The organism is Escherichia sp. WS1368, from assembly GCF_046487485.1.
Classification (GTDB): domain Bacteria; phylum Pseudomonadota; class Gammaproteobacteria; order Enterobacterales; family Enterobacteriaceae; genus Escherichia; species Escherichia coli.
This window is the reverse complement of sequence record NZ_JBJQJI010000015.1, coordinates 26381-43485: the sequence shown is the minus strand read 5'-3', so window position 1 is coordinate 43485 and position 17105 is coordinate 26381. Positions and strand designations below refer to the sequence as shown.

General features: G+C 49.5%; 18 protein-coding genes and 1 pseudogene. 7 read left to right on the top strand and 12 right to left on the bottom strand.

What is annotated here, in order from left to right:
• Positions 1–358 precede the first annotated feature (358 nt).
• The 4 genes from ACJHYD_RS19985 to ACJHYD_RS19970 all read right to left on the bottom strand — a co-directional run bounded on the left by ACJHYD_RS19985 (position 359) and on the right by ACJHYD_RS19970 (position 1597).
• Entirely contained in the window at positions 359–637 is a 279-nt protein-coding gene (locus tag ACJHYD_RS19985) for a hypothetical protein (RefSeq protein ID WP_001315112.1), read from the bottom strand.
• 51 nt (positions 638–688) lie between these two features.
• Positions 689–910, bottom strand: a complete 222-nt coding sequence (locus tag ACJHYD_RS19980; RefSeq protein WP_001550354.1) for a hypothetical protein — start codon at positions 908–910, stop codon at positions 689–691.
• 84 nt (positions 911–994) lie between these two features.
• Positions 995–1285 (bottom strand): NadS family protein, encoded by a 291-nt coding sequence (gene nadS / locus ACJHYD_RS19975; protein WP_000356395.1) that lies wholly within the window; start codon positions 1283–1285, stop codon positions 995–997.
• Positions 1286–1597: a hypothetical protein gene (locus ACJHYD_RS19970; protein WP_000897305.1), complete on the bottom strand. Its 312-nt coding sequence runs from the start codon at positions 1595–1597 to the stop codon at positions 1286–1288.
• 228 nt (positions 1598–1825) lie between these two features.
• Between ACJHYD_RS19970 and ACJHYD_RS19965 the strand changes: the two genes are divergently transcribed.
• The gene (locus tag ACJHYD_RS19965) at positions 1826–2734 is read left to right on the top strand and encodes an alpha/beta hydrolase (RefSeq protein ID WP_001550353.1); all 909 of its coding nucleotides are present in this window, start codon (positions 1826–1828) and stop codon (positions 2732–2734) included.
• Between the two features lie 167 nt (positions 2735–2901).
• Here ACJHYD_RS19965 and ACJHYD_RS19960 read toward each other — a convergent pair whose 3' ends face one another.
• The 8 genes and pseudogenes from ACJHYD_RS19960 to yihV form a co-directional block, all read right to left on the bottom strand.
• Complete coding sequence (locus ACJHYD_RS19960) at positions 2902–3816, bottom strand: transposase (protein ID WP_109553727.1); 915 nt, start codon at positions 3814–3816, stop codon at positions 2902–2904.
• Positions 3817–3828: 12 nt separating this feature from the next.
• Positions 3829–4716, bottom strand: a pseudogene (locus tag ACJHYD_RS19955) (hypothetical protein); the annotation flags it as partial.
• Positions 4717–5131: 415 nt separating this feature from the next.
• Positions 5132–6073 (bottom strand): fatty acid biosynthesis protein FabY, encoded by a 942-nt coding sequence (gene fabY / locus ACJHYD_RS19950; protein ID WP_001297068.1) that lies wholly within the window; start codon positions 6071–6073, stop codon positions 5132–5134.
• 44 nt (positions 6074–6117) lie between these two features.
• Positions 6118–6555, bottom strand: coding sequence for a D-aminoacyl-tRNA deacylase (gene dtd, locus ACJHYD_RS19945; RefSeq protein WP_000560983.1), 438 nt, complete (start codon positions 6553–6555; stop codon positions 6118–6120).
• The gene (locus ACJHYD_RS19940; RefSeq protein WP_001550351.1) at positions 6552–7424 is read right to left on the bottom strand and encodes a virulence factor BrkB family protein; all 873 of its coding nucleotides are present in this window, start codon (positions 7422–7424) and stop codon (positions 6552–6554) included. Before ACJHYD_RS19940 ends, dtd begins: the two co-directional genes overlap by 4 nt.
• Positions 7418–8017, bottom strand: a complete 600-nt coding sequence (gene yihX, locus ACJHYD_RS19935) for a glucose-1-phosphatase (protein ID WP_001315111.1) — start codon at positions 8015–8017, stop codon at positions 7418–7420. Before yihX ends, ACJHYD_RS19940 begins: the two co-directional genes overlap by 7 nt.
• A gap of 98 nt (positions 8018–8115) precedes the next feature.
• Positions 8116–8901: a DeoR/GlpR family DNA-binding transcription regulator gene (locus ACJHYD_RS19930; protein WP_000059678.1), complete on the bottom strand. Its 786-nt coding sequence runs from the start codon at positions 8899–8901 to the stop codon at positions 8116–8118.
• A gap of 33 nt (positions 8902–8934) precedes the next feature.
• Positions 8935–9831 carry a sulfofructose kinase gene (yihV, locus tag ACJHYD_RS19925; RefSeq protein WP_001521800.1) on the bottom strand — a complete coding sequence of 299 codons (897 nt, stop codon included), beginning with the start codon at positions 9829–9831 and terminating at the stop codon, positions 8935–8937.
• Between the two features lie 167 nt (positions 9832–9998).
• Here yihV and yihU point away from each other — a divergent pair, with 167 nt between their 5' ends.
• The 6 genes from yihU (at position 9999) to yihQ (ending at position 17104) form a co-directional block, all read left to right on the top strand.
• Positions 9999–10895, top strand: coding sequence for a sulfolactaldehyde 3-reductase (yihU, locus tag ACJHYD_RS19920; protein WP_000718901.1), 897 nt, complete (start codon positions 9999–10001; stop codon positions 10893–10895).
• Between the two features lie 23 nt (positions 10896–10918).
• Positions 10919–11797 carry a sulfofructosephosphate aldolase gene (yihT, locus tag ACJHYD_RS19915; RefSeq protein WP_001550350.1) on the top strand — a complete coding sequence of 293 codons (879 nt, stop codon included), beginning with the start codon at positions 10919–10921 and terminating at the stop codon, positions 11795–11797.
• A gap of 15 nt (positions 11798–11812) precedes the next feature.
• A complete protein-coding gene (gene yihS / locus ACJHYD_RS19910; protein ID WP_001550349.1) occupies positions 11813–13054 on the top strand; it encodes a sulfoquinovose isomerase in 1242 nt (413 codons plus the stop codon).
• A 67-nt stretch (positions 13055–13121) separates the two neighbouring features.
• Positions 13122–14024, top strand: a complete 903-nt coding sequence (locus tag ACJHYD_RS19905; protein ID WP_001167543.1) for an aldose-1-epimerase — start codon at positions 13122–13124, stop codon at positions 14022–14024.
• 60 nt (positions 14025–14084) lie between these two features.
• Positions 14085–14960, top strand: coding sequence for a sulfite exporter TauE/SafE family protein (locus tag ACJHYD_RS19900; protein WP_000345433.1), 876 nt, complete (start codon positions 14085–14087; stop codon positions 14958–14960).
• Positions 14961–15067: 107 nt separating this feature from the next.
• Entirely contained in the window at positions 15068–17104 is a 2037-nt protein-coding gene (gene yihQ / locus ACJHYD_RS19895) for a sulfoquinovosidase (RefSeq protein WP_001550348.1), read from the top strand.
• Position 17105: the final 1 nt, after the last annotated feature.

The window sequence follows — 17105 nt, the reverse complement described above, 5'->3', positions numbered from 1 at the left end:
TTTAAAAAAAGCGGATTTTTGCATGCTGTTTTGTTTTTGCGAGACGGCATCCAAAGATAATGTAACAGTTGCAGTTATTTCAATTGTTACTCAAAAATGGTTTAGTAATAACCCAGGATGGTTTATTACTTTTAATTAAGCGGGGACACATCTACAGAAAAGAAACAACAAATAATAAGGATGAATTATGGGTGCTATAAATATTTTATATTCAAGAATATTTTTTTGATTGGGTGTTCATTTGCTTCATCAGGATGGTGTACCCGAAAAAGTCAGCAGCTTTACCGCACCAGGGTTTAAGGTGAAATCTACCATTCATAACTGACCGGTCAGTGCCGCACCAACCGGTCTTTAATTGTTAGTAGTAGTAAATTTGTGGATAACAGTCCGGGAACCAGACGATTCCTTCTGGATCATCCCCCTGCATTACCCGATGACATTGGCGTCGATCATCTGCGCGACGGCGAAGCGTAGTATAGAGCCGCTTCCATTCATGATCGCCCGGTGTACTGTAGTTTACCCAACAATCCATTGAAGGGTGACGCCATTTACCTGTAAGTGTTGGGATCCCTGAATGATTATGCAGCTTCGCTTTACCATTACGATCCCTATCTTTACGCGTATTAAGCGTGGACATTTTTAGTCTCCTGTTAAGAGTTCTAAAAATGTGCTTCCTTAAAATAGTTCATCATTTTCCCTTAATTCGCATAGCGTGCTTTTGCACGAATTTCCGATACGCGGGGACCATTATGATAGCGTCGATGCCCACACATCCAACAAGAACAAATACAGGGAGTACGAAAGCAAATACCTGATGCTTTTTTGCTTCCATCGCCTGCAGTGCGATAACGGCAGCGGATTTTTTTAATCGCGCCATATGATGGCGACGTTCAGCACGATTACGGGTCATAGTAAAACTCCTGAGCAGGCGGCACTATGCCGCTTTCATAGGAGTTCTGAATGCTGGTGCTTTCTGTATGGCATAACCATGCCTCTAACGGTTAAGTGCCTGCAGCACATGTTGCGGATCATTGGCAATCGCTCGCAGCAAAGCCTTTGCAGGCCCAGTCGGTGAACGTCGCCCCTGCTCCCAGTTACGCAACGTGTCTACGCTTACGGAAATAAGTTCGGCAAATTTAGATTGTGACAACCCTGAAGCGCGGCGTATTTCTTTGATTTTCATAGCATCAACTTCAAAAGTCCGTGAAGGGTGTCGCGTTCCTTCAATAATTTCATTCATCTGGGCCATGCTGTGAGTCAACCGCTCAAAAAGTGCCTTATCCATTTACCACCTCGTATTTAACAACCGGAGCATTGCTTTTTCCTGGGGAGACAGATCATCTTTAATACCCTTACGATAAATAAGCAGTAATCTGATCTCATAATGTTTAACCTGATGAAAGTAAATAACCCTGACACCAGCACGTTTCCCCTTTCCTCCTGACACCCATCGAACCTTTCTTAACCCACCAGTTTCAGGTATTACCTCACCATAGTCAGGATTCAAGGCCAGGAAAAACTGAAAACGACTGAATTCATCGTCGGTCAGCAGTTTTTGAACATCTTCAGTAAAAATTTCCGTTTCGATGAAGAGCATAATTATACGCCATTGGCTTAGAGTAACAATCCTTTTTGTACGTCATTGACGTACCCTTGAAACCACTAGCTTACTGATAGTGCTCCAGCAAAACCACGTCTCTGCCGGGTTTGTCTTTACATTTGCGAGGCGCTTTCCAGATTTTTCACGCCCGTGAATTTCCCTGTATCCATCCAGCAAAAACGGGTGTATAAAACTGTACATTCATACAGCAAAATGAGTTCTACTATGGCACTGGAAAAAGGAATTGCAGAGTTAGTCGAAGAGTTTATCGCTGCGGGTCGCCCCTCATCGCGTCAACAAAGTATTGCGCAGCGCAGGGAGGGCTATATCGCCAGCGCTGTCCTTGCGGGTGAGACAGAAACGCGGGTAGATATTCAGACTATCGAACTTGAAGGGATGATCTTACGAATAGTGTCACCGCTGAATGCCCCGACATTACTCCCGACGATAATTTATTACTACGGTGGCTGTTTTGTTAGCGGCGGGTTCGCAACTCACGACAACCAGCTGCGCCAGTTAGCCTATTACGGGCAATATCGGGTTATTGCCGTCCAGTATCGGCTGGCACCGGAACAGACTTTCCCCGCCGCCCATGATGATGCGCAACGAGGTGCAGAATTAGTCTGGCAACACGCCGAACGACTCGGCGTTGATAAACAACGGATAACTCTTGCCGGTGACAGTGCGGGCGGACATCTGGCGCTGGTAACTGCTTTGCGATTAAAGCGTGCTGGCGAGTGGCAACCGGCACAACTCATCTTAATTTATCCCATGCTTGATGCGACTGCGCATTTCGAAAGCTACATACGCAATGGTCACGATTACATCATCACACGCGACACTTTACTGAGCGGCTTTGAGATGTATCTGCCAGGCATTGAACGCAGGCATCCTGAAGCCAGCCCTCTTTGGCGCGATGATTTCAATGGCTTGCCACCTGTACATATCATTACCGCTGAATACGACCCACTTTGCGATGAAGGTGAAGCGTTGTATCACCGCATGACAGGGCAAGGAGTGCAATGCACCTGCCAACGCTACCTTGGCGTTATCCACGGATTTTTTCAGTTAGGTGGTATCAGTGAGGCTGCGCGATCGGCGCTGCGGGATGTGGCCTGGAGAGCGGGAAGGTAACTCCTGAGCAGCGGCACTATGCCGCTTTCACAGGAGTTCTGAATGCTGGTGCTTTCTGTATGGCTTCGCCATGCCCCTCGCGGCTAAGCGCCTGCACACATCTCTCTTTGAATGTCATTTTTGCAATGCATTGGCCGAATTCTGGTAATTCTAATGAGTTTTACTCTTCAGACTCCCATCCCTACGGTATACGAGTTAGATTCATGAATGAAATCGACATTTTTAAAAAACGAATCTTGTAAAACATCCGTGTTGATATTACCTTGCAACCCAACATTAAATTTGTTAGAGAGATGAAGAACTCGAATATCAAAAAGGTCTTTTAACATCATTAATTCTTTGGCTGTTAATGAATCGCAACTAAAATATCCCTGTTGATCAAAAAGCTTTTCTATTTCTCTACCATCGGCGAGGCGTTTTTCAAGGAGTGTTTGCAACATCGAGTTGCCAAGGACAATGGATATCGTACGATCTTTCGCAGATTTACACCCCATCACAACGGCAACATTCGTATCCCCCTCAGGAGTTTCATTTATCGCCGTCGCTAAAATGGTGGTCAAACACGCAAACGGAACTGTATTTCTTTCGTGATTTAATTTATCTACCAGCTCATTCCATTTATCAAAAGCCGGGCGATATTTGTTGCGCGCAGAAATATCCAACTGGTTAAACAATTCAGCCATGCGATTTTTTATCATCTCGATATCCGGCGAACCAGAAAGACTTTGCGCATAATACGGTCCTGATGATGTTGCATACATTAAAGCCGATCCCACGCCTGTCGCCATGATGGGCGCAGCTACGGTTTTGGCAAGGGCGACGCTGCGATGGCTATGCGCTTCACAGGCTAAAGGAACATATTCCACTGACTGCGGTAATTCCTTACATGCCTCCCTCATCATTGCGGTATGCTTTACAAACAACGTTTTTTCACTGCCCAAAAAAACTTTCTGCTTAATTGCACTAAGAAAACGTAAATCAAAAATGATTGTTTTTGGTTTATTATTTTTTGGCACATTTCCTATTATCCCGCTAAGAACCTTTCTTGCTGCATGGAGATTTTTTTGCACAGCACATAACACAATTGACGAAGCCTTCTCTACTGCGTTATTGATTTTAATTTTAAAATCTGCATGATATACGTTGACGGGCAATGCAAGTATATCTTCCCCTACATCTTTGGCTGAGTATTTATTTGTGATCGATGGTCGTGAATCCACGAGAAAACTTAGCTGCAAATTATGCTCTATATTACCAGCTGTTTTTGTAGTGTGATTAAACATAGAGATGCCACCTCTCATTCTTTCACACATACCCTCAACTTTTTCACTTCGTTCTTGAGGCAATTTGGCTTTAACGTTAATTTGATGATTTTTACCCGTGCATTCCTTAACTACAAGAGGAATGTTATCTAAAGTGCCATACAGGCTAATAACGTCACCAGGATTTTTATCATGTAAGTAAGTTTGATTAATACTCGAAGCATTCACAAAGAGGTCAATATTATAACTGTTTATGACTTCACCTACATCAAATGTGTAGTGCTTACTCTGGAGGCTGCCATCCTTGTTTAATTGTATATCAATCAATATATCCCCGGACTTTGTCACCATATCTTTGCCATAAACCATTTGCATAGCCATTTCGAGGAGATTTTTATCTAACTGATTGCGGGCGTTGAGTAAGCGACTACCAAATAATTTATATACTGTTCCCGTCATTGCCAGCGCTGCACTTTCTGGTACTTTGCGTTTCCACAGTGAGGTTTCTTTATTTTTAAACAGGTCATATTTATTATTACTCGACAACCCGAGTTTAAGTTCGTTAACACAATCGCACAGTTGCTCCTCACCTTCCATTTTAAGGCGATGTGAAAAATCATTTAATAGCGTTTGCTTCGGTGATTCATTACTCATTAGTTGTTTTTCTAAATTAACAATAGAATAACTTTCTTGTTTAATGAGATTAATATTGGCAACCATTACAGCCTCCTTCCCACGGTTTAAGAGCAAACATGCCACATAATTATTTACAACATCCAGAAGCAGTAAATGAATGATACTGACAATGACGCCAGTCCATTATCTTTGCATAATGTTTGTTAGCTATAGATTTTAAAAATATTTATGAGAAAAGTATGGCACCAGAGGGGGTTTTGACTATCAAAAATCGCTCAAACCTGAACTAAGATGATGAATTAAGCATTATCAGCGATAATTGCCACTCAGCTCTACAAATAATATTTAAATGCTCCTGAACAGTGATGTAGCAAGACACGTATGGTGCCAACGAAGAATAAAAATTTATAGAGTTCTTATTCAATATAACCGGAATAGTCAGAGACTGAAGTAAATGACCTGAAAGAATGAGAGAGGCAGCACCGCCCCTCTCCATCAGCTACTCTTCTTCGTTCCCGCCCTCTTCATACGGGCCAAATGGCTTCGCGGGCAGAACGATATACGTGCCTTCAAACACTGCACCCGGCGTCTCGTCGCCAAAGATTTCGACCTGCATTTGTACTCGCGCTTTGCGCCCGCGCGCCAGACGGTCGAGATCGCCGCTTAAGGCACCGAGGTCGGCTACCGCATGAGGTTTACCGCTAATCGGCTTGCTGTAGCGAATATGCGCATCCGCCAGAATAATCGTTCCGCCCAGATGGCGTTCACGCAGCATCAGCCAGATAAGCCCCCAACCGGTGAGCGTTGCCAGTGAGAATAAACTCCCGGCAAACAGCGTATGGTGCGGATTCTGATTACCGGTTTCCGGCATGGTGGTGATAAATTTTTGCCCGGTATATTGCTGAATGCGCACGCCCATTTTTTCACTCAGCGGGATATGTTCGTACCACGCCTGTTGCAGCTGCGCGCACCAGTCGCCGCGATGCAGAATGTCATCCAGAGTGGCGACAGGTTTTATCATCAAAAAATGGCGAATCGGCGTGGTGGTTGGCGTGGTGATCTCCCCTTGATTGACAAACCCCAGCTTGGCGAAAAACTCCACCGCGTCTTCGCGGGCGCTACAGGTCACGCGCTTAACACCTTCCTGACGCGCCACAGATTCGAGGGTCATCGCCATCAGCGTTCCTAACCCTTTGTCCTGCACGTCGGGATGAACGGCCATAAAGCGAATGGACGCTTCATTGTCGGCATTAATATACAGTCGGCCTACCGCCACCAGATTACCCTGCTCGTCGACGACCATCTGGTGATGCGCCATCGCATCCCACGCGTCGCGTTCCGAACCTTTCGGTTGATGCAGGGGCTTACGCAACATTTCCCAGCGAAACTGATAGTAACGCTCTAATTCTTCTTCTGTTTGTGGAACCCGAAGGTGATACATAGCGATACTCTCTCTTGTTTCCCGTGACAACCCTGGAAGCTGGCTCATACCTGCAACCAGAATGTCACGGGGCCATCATTGACCAGCGATACCTGCATATCGGCAGCGAAGCGTCCTGTTTGCGTGTTCATCTCTTGCTGACGGCAGCGTTCGACGAAATAGTCATATAACGCCTCTGCGCGATCCGGTGATGCACCTTTGGAGAAACTTGGACGCATCCCCCGTTCGGTATCTGCGGCGAGGGTAAACTGGGAAACCACCAGTACACTGCCGCCCGCCTGTTGCACGTTGAGGTTCATCTTGCCTTCGGCATCGCTAAAGATGCGATAGCCGAGCACACGCTCGCACAGACGGTTTGCTTTCTGTTCGTCGTCATCCTTTTCGACACCCAATAACACCAAAAGTCCCGCGCCAATTTCGCCCGTCACTTCTCCCTCCACGGTGACGCTGGCACGGGTTACGCGTTGAATTAATGCAATCATGGTTCGTCGTCTTCTTCTTGTTCAGCTGCTTGTTTTAGTTTGCGGTATTCCCCGAGAGTGACAGTAATTTCCGCACCAAGCAAGACGATACACCATGTCCAGTAGACCCAAACAAAGAGAATGGGGATCACCGCCAGCACACCGTAAATGAGCTGATATGAGGGGAACATGGTGATATAAAGCGCGAAACCTTTCTTTCCTGCTTCGAACAGGAGTGCGGCGACAAACGCGCCGACAATCGCGTCGCGATTAGGTACGCGGATAGTAGGAACAATGCTGTACAGCAACCAGAAGGAGATCCACGACAACAGCAGCGGAAAAATACGCAGCACGTTGTCGATGACAGTATTGAGATCGCTCGCCCAGCGCAGGGAGAGCAAATAGGAACTGATCGCCAGACTGGCCCCTGCCAGCAGCGGCCCCAGCGTTAAAATCATCCAGTACACGGCAAACGAGTAAATTTTTGGTCGCGCTCGTTTACTGCGCCAGATGGTATTCAACGCGCTATCGATGGAGTACATCAACAATAACGCGGTGACGATCAGCCCGCACGCCCCAACGGCGGTCATCTTGTTGGAATTGGCAACAAATTGTTCGATATACCGCTGAATAACATCGCCAGTAGCAGGCAGAAAGTTGGCAAAAATAAAGTGACGCAACTGCATGCTGACGTCGGAAAACATGGGAAAAGCGGCGAAAAGCGCAAAAACAACGGCAACAAGCGGCACTAATGAGAGCAACGAAACATAGGCAAGGTTACCTGCCAGGGTTGTCATGTTGTCCTCATCAATGCGTTGCCAGAGTAGTTTTAGCCAGGCCCATAGTGGACGGGTACGGTGCCTGGCTTTGTCCTGAATGGTTTTTAGCATAACACCTTCGCGAAATAGTCCGGGATGGTGGTTTTATCTTTCACCAGAATACTGGTAATGCCTAGCTGATTCGCTCCTTCTATATTATCGGCGTTATCGTCGAAAAAGACCGTATCGCTGGGTGAAAAACCTTCCGCCTGCAAAACATGCTGATAAATTCGTGCTTCAGGTTTGCGCATCCCCAGATCTTGCGACAGATAGATATGGTCAGCAGCATCACGGATTTCCGGGTATTCCTCCGGCCAGAAGGTAGTATGCAGGCGGTTAGTATTGGAAAGCACCACCACGCGATGCCCCTGCTCACGCAGTTTATGCATGATGGCGATCACTTCCGGGCGCAGCGCAACAAACACCGCCTGCCAGCCGTGGGAGAACTGCTCATAGCTTAGCGGCAGGGCCATCTCATGACACAGCGCCTCTGCGAACGCTTCGTCGCTAATTTCCCCACGCTCATGCTGATGAAACGCCTCGCCCATGTGGAAACTCTTCTTAAGCGTAGCCAGTGGAACACGCGTTAAATCGCTCCAGGCTCCCAGCACACGGTTAAAGTCGATATCGACAATCACATTACCTAAATCAAAGATATAGAGCATTTTTGCCTCCTTTCGCGCCACAAGAAATTAACTGTAGCGGGAAAGGATGGGTTTGGCTATGTGGTCAGGTATGAAGCAAGGTCAACGGTCACAAAATTCTACGCGTCTTCCTGGGGAAGGATGATTTCAATTTGGCTGTCTTGTAAGCGTGATTTTAGCGCAGCGGGCGGCAGCTCGTCGGTAAAGAGCGCGGTAACCTGTGCCACGTTACCAATTTCAACCGCCGCCGAAGCATGATACTTAGTGTGATCGGCGACCAGCAGGATATTTCTCGCGTGCGCCATCATCGTTTTCACCACGTTAGCTTCGTTAACATCAAACTCCATCAACGCGCCATCGCTCTCAATCGCCCCAACGCTTGTTACCAGATAATCAGCACGAAAATCAGCCACAAAGGACGCCGCTGAAGGGCCAATGATCCCGCTATTATGAGAGCGCAACGTACCGCCGGGCACCATCACTTCAAAGCGCGGGTTGTGGTAAAGAATATGCGCCACACGCAGGCTGTTGGTGATTATCCGCAAATGATTGTGGTTAAGTAACGCCCGGGCAACATGTTCAACAGTCGTACCGATGGTGATAAATATTGTCGATCCATCAGGAATATAGTCTGCCACCGCTTCGGCAATCGCTTTTTTTTCCTCGGTTTGCGAAACCTCACGCTGCTCGAACGCCGTATTAACGACGCTGGAAGCCCGACCCGCGCCACCGTGATGGCGCGTAATCAGTCCTTGCTCGCTTAATTTACGAATATCCCGGCGGACCGTCTGCGTGGAGACATCCAGCAGATTTGCCAGCTCATCAATATTCATATACCCACGCTCGGCGATCAGCATGAGGAGTTGGTCGTGCCGCGGGTTACCGGTTAGTTCGGTAAGGCTCATGAAAATTCCTCGAAAAACCATCACCCGGGCATTTTATACAAAAAGTGACAAAAAAGATCGGGTTTGATCACAGTCAGGGATCCCGGCTCGTCCACCGGGACGCGTGCATTTTAACGCCGCCACACCGCTGGCGAAGCGAACTGACTCCGCTAAATTCCCACCGGTTGCCAATGCCACCGCCAGCGCACCGTGAAAAACATCACCCGCACCGGTGGTATCTACCACATCAACTTTGAAAGCCGGTTGATGTTGACGCCCGCCATTTTCCAGCCAGTCGCAGCCGGCACTCCCCTGGGTCACATAGACATGACCATTTGTGAGCGTTTGTGCCTGTTTTAGCGCACTGGCCATCTCTTTCACGCCCGTTAAGCGCGCCAGACCCGGTTCTGAAAAGGCCGCGTGATCGCTTAATGCCACCAGCTCGCTGATATCCTGCGGCGTAATGTCCCCGTCCAGAACGGTCATCACGCCCGCCTGCCGGGCCAGAGTGAAGGCTTTTTTAGCACCGTCGTGCCAGCGTACATCTGCCAGCACAACATCCCACTGAGAGAAATCAATTTCCTCCAACCACTCTGCGTCAGGCAGCAGATCCGGGCTGGGGTAGTTAATGATTATCCGCTCGCCTTTGGCATCCACCATGATGGCGGATTGCGAAGATTTCGCCTGGTTATACCGTTTGGTGTAACGGGTGTTAACGCCCCAGGATTCCAGCTCTGCCAGCAGGCTGTTGCCCGTGTCGTCATCACCGACGCGACCAATAAAATCGACCTGCGCCCCCAGCCTTGCCGCCGCAACCGCTGCCGTCGCCGCTGGCCCGCCACCAACTTCCGTATAATTTCTCGCCACGTATTTACCGCTCTCCGTCGGTAATCCTTCCACGTAATAAATACGATCCATCACGGTAATACCTACACAAGCAACACGAATCATGGTCATTCCTTAAGCATTTTGGGATGCGTTCATTTTAATTTCACCAATTGTTTAAAAAGTGACGGCTGTCAATTTTTTGACGATAAATTACAAATACGATCAAAAACAGACAAGCAAAGCATGTCATAAATGACAAAAAGTGACATCACTGTATTCAGGAGAGGGTTATGGCAGCAATCGCGTTTATCGGTTTAGGACAAATGGGTTCGCCAATGGCGAGCAATTTATTGCAGCAAGGGCATCAACTTCGCGTCTTTGATGTGAACGCCGAAGCTGTGCGGCATCTGGTAGACAAAGGTGCGACTCCCGCCGCCAACCCGGCGCAGGCCGCTAAAGATGCCGAATTTATCATTACCATGTTGCCGAATGGCGATCTGGTGCGCAGCGTGTTGTTCGGTGAAAACGGCGTTTGCGAAAGCTTATCTACCGATGCGCTGGTCATCGATATGTCGACCATCCACCCGCTGCAAACCGATAAATTGATTGCCGATATGCAAGCCAAAGGCTTCAGCATGATGGATGTTCCGGTAGGCCGTACTTCTGCAAATGCCATTACCGGTACTCTGTTACTGCTGGCTGGCGGCACCGCTGAACAAGTTGAACGCGCCACACCGATCCTGATGGCGATGGGCAGTGAGTTGATCAACGCGGGCGGTCCGGGCATGGGGATCCGCGTTAAGCTCATCAACAACTACATGAGCATCGCGCTCAATGCGCTTTCGGCAGAAGCCGCTGTTTTGTGCGAAGCCCTGAATCTTCCCTTCGATGTTGCCGTCAAGGTGATGAGCGGCACCGCCGCCGGTAAAGGCCACTTCACCACTTCCTGGCCAAACAAAGTCCTCAGCGGGGATCTTTCTCCCGCCTTCATGATCGATCTTGCCCATAAGGATCTTGGTATCGCCCTTGATGTCGCCAACCAGCTGCATGTGCCAATGCCGCTGGGGGCCGCCTCACGGGAGGTTTATAGCCAGGCGCGCGCAGCGGGTCGCGGTCGCCAGGACTGGTCCGCCATTCTGGAACAGGTCCGTGTCAGTGCCGGGATGACTGCCAAAGTAAAAATGTAACGACTGGATAAAGGAATAAATGAATGAATAAGTACACCATCAACGACATTACACGCGCATCGGGCGGTTTTGCCATGCTGGCGGTCGATCAACGCGAAGCCATGCGCATGATGTTTGCCGCGGCTGGGGCACCCGCTCCAGTAGCCGATAGCGTTTTAACTGATTTCAAAGTTAACGCTGCAAAGGCCCTCTCGCCTTATGCCTCGGCGATTCTGGTGGATCAGCAATTCTGTTACCGCCAGGTGGTTGAGCAAAACGCGATTGCCAAAAGTTGCGCCATGATTGTCGCCGCCGATGAGTTCATTCCTGGCAACGGTATTCCGGTAGATAGCGTGGTCATTGACCGCAGAATCAATCCGCTACAAATCAAACAAGACGGTGGCAAAGCCTTAAAACTGCTGGTGCTGTGGCGTAGTGATGAAGATGCGCAGCAACGTCTGGATATGGTGAAAGAGTTTAACGAACTGTGCCACTCACACGGCCTGGTAAGCATTATTGAGCCAGTCGTCCGCCCACCACGTCGTGGCGATAAATTCGATCGCGAACAAGCGATCATCGATGCCGCCAAAGAACTGGGCGACAGTGGCGCTGACCTCTACAAAGTTGAAATGCCGCTTTATGGCAAAGGTCCGCAACAAGAGCTTCTCAGTGCTTCACAACGTCTGAATGACCATATCAATATGCCGTGGGTGATCCTCTCATCCGGTGTCGACGAAAAACTGTTCCCGCGTGCCGTACGCGTGGCAATGACAGCGGGTGCATCGGGCTTCCTGGCTGGTCGTGCCGTCTGGGCATCGGTTGTCGGTTTACCAGACAACGAGCTGATGCTGCGTGACGTTTGCGCACCTAAATTACAACAACTTGGCGATATCGTCGACGAAATGATGGCTAAACGCCGTTAAGATGGGGATACAAAAATGAAATGGTTTAACACCTTAAGTCACAACCGTTGGCTGGAACAGGAAACCGACCGCATCTTTGATTTTGGTAAAAATTCCGTAGTACCGACCGGATTTGGCTGGTTAGGCAATAAAGGGCAAATCAAAGAAGAGATGGGCACCCATCTGTGGATCACCGCTCGTATGTTGCACGTTTATTCCGTTGCTGCGGCGATGGGTCGACCTGGCGCTTACTCGTTGGTTGATCACGGTATCAAAGCCATGAACGGCGCACTGCGCGATAAAAAATATGGCGGTTGGTATGCCTGCGTGAATGACGAGGGCGTGGTGGATGCCTCCAAACAGGGCTATCAACACTTCTTTGCTCTGCTGGGTGCTGCCAGCGCCGTCACTACCGGTCACCCGGAAGCCCGTAAACTTCTCGATTACGCCATTGAAATTATTGAGAAATACTTCTGGAGCGAAGAAGAGCAGATGTGCCTGGAGTCCTGGGACGAAGCCTTCAGCAAAACCGAAGAGTACCGCGGCGGCAATGCCAACATGCACGCGGTGGAAGCCTTCCTGATTGTCTATGACGTCACCCATGACAAAAAATGGCTGGATCGCGCGATTCGCGTGGCTTCCGTGATTATCCACGACGTCGCCAGAAATAATCATTATCGCGTTAACGAGCACTTCGATACCCAGTGGAATCCGCTGCCGGATTACAACAAAGATAACCCGGCGCACCGCTTCCGCGCATTCGGTGGCACGCCGGGCCACTGGATCGAATGGGGCCGTTTAATGCTGCACATCCACGCGGCCCTGGAAGCCCGTTGTGAACAGCCGCCTGCCTGGCTGCTAGAAGATGCCAAAGGTCTATTTAACGCCACCGTGCGCGATGCCTGGGCACCCGATGGCGCGGACGGGATTGTTTATACCGTTGACTGGGAAGGCAAACCGGTGGTTCGCGAACGTGTGCGTTGGCCTATCGTCGAAGCGATGGGTACGGCTTACGCGCTCTACACCGTCACCGGCGATCGCCAGTATGAAACCTGGTATCAGACATGGTGGGACTACTGCATTAAGTACCTGATGGACTATGAAAATGGTTCCTGGTGGCAGGAGCTGGATGCGGACAATAAAGTCACCACGAAAGTCTGGGACGGCAAACAGGATATTTATCACCTGCTGCATTGCCTGGTGATCCCGCGTATCCCGTTAGCCCCTGGTCTGGCACCGGCTGTTGCCGCAGGCCTGCTGGACATTAACGCGAAATAACTGAGCTGAAATAACGGCATATCAGGCTACATGCCGGGTATGTCGTTATTCAATAAAGGTGCCTCGTATGCAAATCACCAACATGCATTGCAGTGGACAAACCGTTTCACTTGCCGCGGGGGATTATCACGCGACTATCGTGACGGTTGGTGCTGGTCTGGCTGAATTAACCTTTCAGGGTTGTCATTTAGTCATCCCGCACAAACCCGAAGAGATGCCGCTGGCGCATCTGGGTAAAGTGCTTATTCCGTGGCCGAACCGGATCGCCAACGGCTGTTACCGCTATCAGGGGCAGGACTATCAGTTACCCATTAATGAACATAGTTCAAAAGCCGCTATTCACGGGCTGCTTGCCTGGCGTGACTGGCAAATTAGCGAATTAACCGCCACCAGCGTTACCCTGACAGCTTTTCTGCCGCCCAGTTACGGCTATCCGTTTATGCTGGCTTCGCAGGTTGTTTATTCGCTCAACGCTCGCACGGGCCTTTCCGTTGAGATCGCAAGCCAGAATATTGGTACTGTGACCGCACCTTATGGTGTGGGTATTCATCCTTATTTAACCTGCAACTTAACATCTGTTGATGACTATCTTTTCCAGCTTCCGGCAGAACAGGTTTATGCCGTCGATGAGCACGCAAATCCGACAACGCTTCACCACGTTGATGAGCTGAATTTAAATTTCACGCGGGCGACAAAAATAGCCGCGACAAAAATAGACCATACCTTTAAAACCGCTAATGATCTGTGGGAAATAACCATTACCCATCCACAACAGGCGCTTTCGGTGAGCCTCTGTTCCGATCAACCCTGGGTGCAGGTTTATAGCGGTGAAAAATTACAGCGTCAGGGACTGGCAGTTGAACCTATGAGTTGCCCGCCTAACGCCTTTAATTCAGGTATCGACTTATTATTACTGGAACCAGGAAAAACGCACCGCCTGTTTTTTAATATTCACGGGCAGCACAATTAATTTTATTAAGAAAAGAACGAGATCATTGTTTAGGGTTGTATTTACACAACAGGAAATATTATGGACTTTTTTACGTTATTTTCGCCGGATGGGGCCATGGTGGAAACAAGCGTGGTATGTATCGTTATCGCGTTAATGTTTCTTTATACCTTTGTGGGGATATGCGCGGGATTTGGCGGTGGTTTAACCACTATGCCGCTCGTCACGTTAATGCTCCCCGTAAAAATGGCAACTCCGCTCTCGGTGATTGTCGGCACCGCGACCGCCTTGTACGCCACCTGGCTGTCACGTAAAGAAACGGATTGGCGATCGGCAATGGTACTGATTATTTTCTCGTTTCTGGGAATACCCGTCGGTTTATATGCGCTGTCGTATTTACCCGACCATTTTATGAAAGTGGGCTTAGGCGGATTCCTTATCCTTTACTCGTTTTACAGCATGTTTATTCCTCGCCTGCCGATTTATGACCGTAACTGGATCGCCGCACCTATCGGCGCAGTAGCTGGCGCATTAGGCGCGGCGTTCTCAACCAACGGACCGCCGATGGTTATCTACGGTATGCTGCGTAACTTAGGCCCGGCGGCATTTCGTGGCACTCTGAACGCTTTCTTCACCGCAAACAACATCGCGGTGATCGGCGGGCTGGCGACCAGCGGAATTTTGACTGTTTCTATCTTTAAACTGGTGCTGTTTTGTATTCCCACCATGATCCTCGGTTCACTGGTTGGACAATATGTGCATAAACGCATTTCAGTCAAAGTGTTCCGTGTGATGGTCTTTTTGTTGCTGATTGCCTCCGGTTCTATGTTGATAAAAGGCGCACTGGGAATTCCCGCCGCTGCCGCACTTCTGCCTCCGTTTACCTTGTTAGTTATACTGCAACTGGCATTTGGTAAAAAAGTGGCGGCAATCCGCCGGGCTGAAGAAAGTAAATAATCACTTATGCGGGTTTTAATTTATACCCGCACACATTCTTTAATTAATGAAACCTGTAACAACAGGATGGCATGAAATATTAGCTTTATACTCTATGGAGATTATTTATGGATACGCCACGCCCACAATTACCAGATTTTCAGTTTCATCAGAATAACGACAGTTTTACCCTACATTTTCAACAGCGTCTTATTTTAACCCATAGCAAAGATAATCCTTGTTTATGGATTGGTTCAGGTATTGCGGATATCGATATGTTCCGCGGCAATTTCAGCATTAAAGATAAACTACAGGAGAAAATTGCGCTTACCGACGCCATCGTCAGCCAGTCACCGGATGGTTGGTTAATCCATTTCAGCCGTGGTTCTGACATTAGCGCCACGCTGCGTATCTCTGCTGACGATCAGGGCCGTTTATTGCTGGAACTACAAAACGACAACCTTAACCACAACCGCATCTGGCTGCGCCTTGCCGCTCAACCAGAGGACCATATCTACGGCTGCGGCGAACAGTTTTCCTACTTCGATCTGCGCGGCAAACCGTTCCCGCTATGGACCAGTGAACAAGGCGTTGGTCGCAACAAACAAACCTATGTCACCTGGCAGGCCGACTGCAAAGAAAATGCGGGCGGCGACTATTACTGGACTTTCTTCCCACAGCCTACGTTTGTCAGCACGCAGAAGTATTACTGCCATGTTGATAACAGTTGCTACATGAACTTCGACTTTAGCGCCCCGGAATACCATGAACTGGCGCTGTGGGAAGACAAAGCTACGCTACGTTTTGAATGTGCTGACACATACATCTCCCTGCTGGAAAAATTAACTGCCCTGCTGGGACGCCAGCCAGAACTGCCCGACTGGATTTATGACGGGGTAACGCTCGGCATTCAGGGTGGGACGGAAGTGTGTCAGAAGAAACTGGACACCATGCGTAACGCGGGTGTGAAGGTTAACGGTATCTGGGCGCAGGACTGGTCCGGGATCCGTATGACCTCTTTTGGCAAACGCGTAATGTGGAACTGGAAGTGGAACAGCGAAAACTATCCGCAACTGGACTCACGTATTAAGCAGTGGAACAAAGAGGGCGTTCAGTTCCTGGCCTATATCAACCCATATGTCGCCAGCGATAAAGATCTCTGCGAAGAAGCGGCACAACACGGCTATCTGGCAAAAGATGCCTCTGGCGGTGACTATCTGGTGGAGTTTGGCGAGTTTTACGGCGGCGTTGTCGATCTCACTAATCCGGAAGCCTACGCCTGGTTCAAGGAAGTGATCAAAAAGAACATGATTGAACTCGGCTGCGGCGGCTGGATGGCTGACTTCGGCGAGTATCTGCCCACCGACACTTACCTGCATAACGGCGTCAGCGCGGAAATTATGCATAACGCCTGGCCCGCACTGTGGGCGAAATGTAACTACGAAGCCCTTGAAGAAACGGGCAAGCTTGGCGAGATCCTTTTCTTTATGCGCGCCGGTTCTACCGATAGCCAGAAATACTCCACTATGATGTGGGCGGGCGACCAGAACGTCGACTGGAGTCTCGACGATGGCCTGGCGTCGGTCGTCCCGGCAGCGCTGTCGCTGGCAATGACCGGACATGGTTTGCATCACAGTGACATTGGCGGTTATACCACCCTGTTTGAGATGAAGCGTAGCAAAGAGCTGCTGCTGCGCTGGTGTGATTTCAGCGCCTTCACGCCGATGATGCGCACCCACGAAGGCAACCGCCCGGGCGACAACTGGCAGTTTGACGGCGACGCGGAAACTATTGCCCATTTTGCCCGTATGACCACCGTCTTCACCACCCTGAAACCTTACCTGAAAGAGGCCGTCGCGCTGAATGCGAAGTCCGGCCTGCCGGTTATGCGCCCGCTGTTCCTGCATTACGAAGACGATGCGCAGACCTACACCCTGAAATATCAGTACCTGTTAGGCCGCGACATTCTGGTCGCTCCGGTGCATGAACAAGGCCGTAGCGACTGGACGCTCTATCTTCCGGAGGATAACTGGGTCCACGCCTGGACAGGTGAAGCGTTCCGGGGCGGGGAAGTGACCGTTAATGCGCCCATCGGTAAACCGCCGGTCTTTTATCGCGCCGATAGCGAATGGGCGGCACTGTTCGCGTCGTTAAAAAGCATCTAAT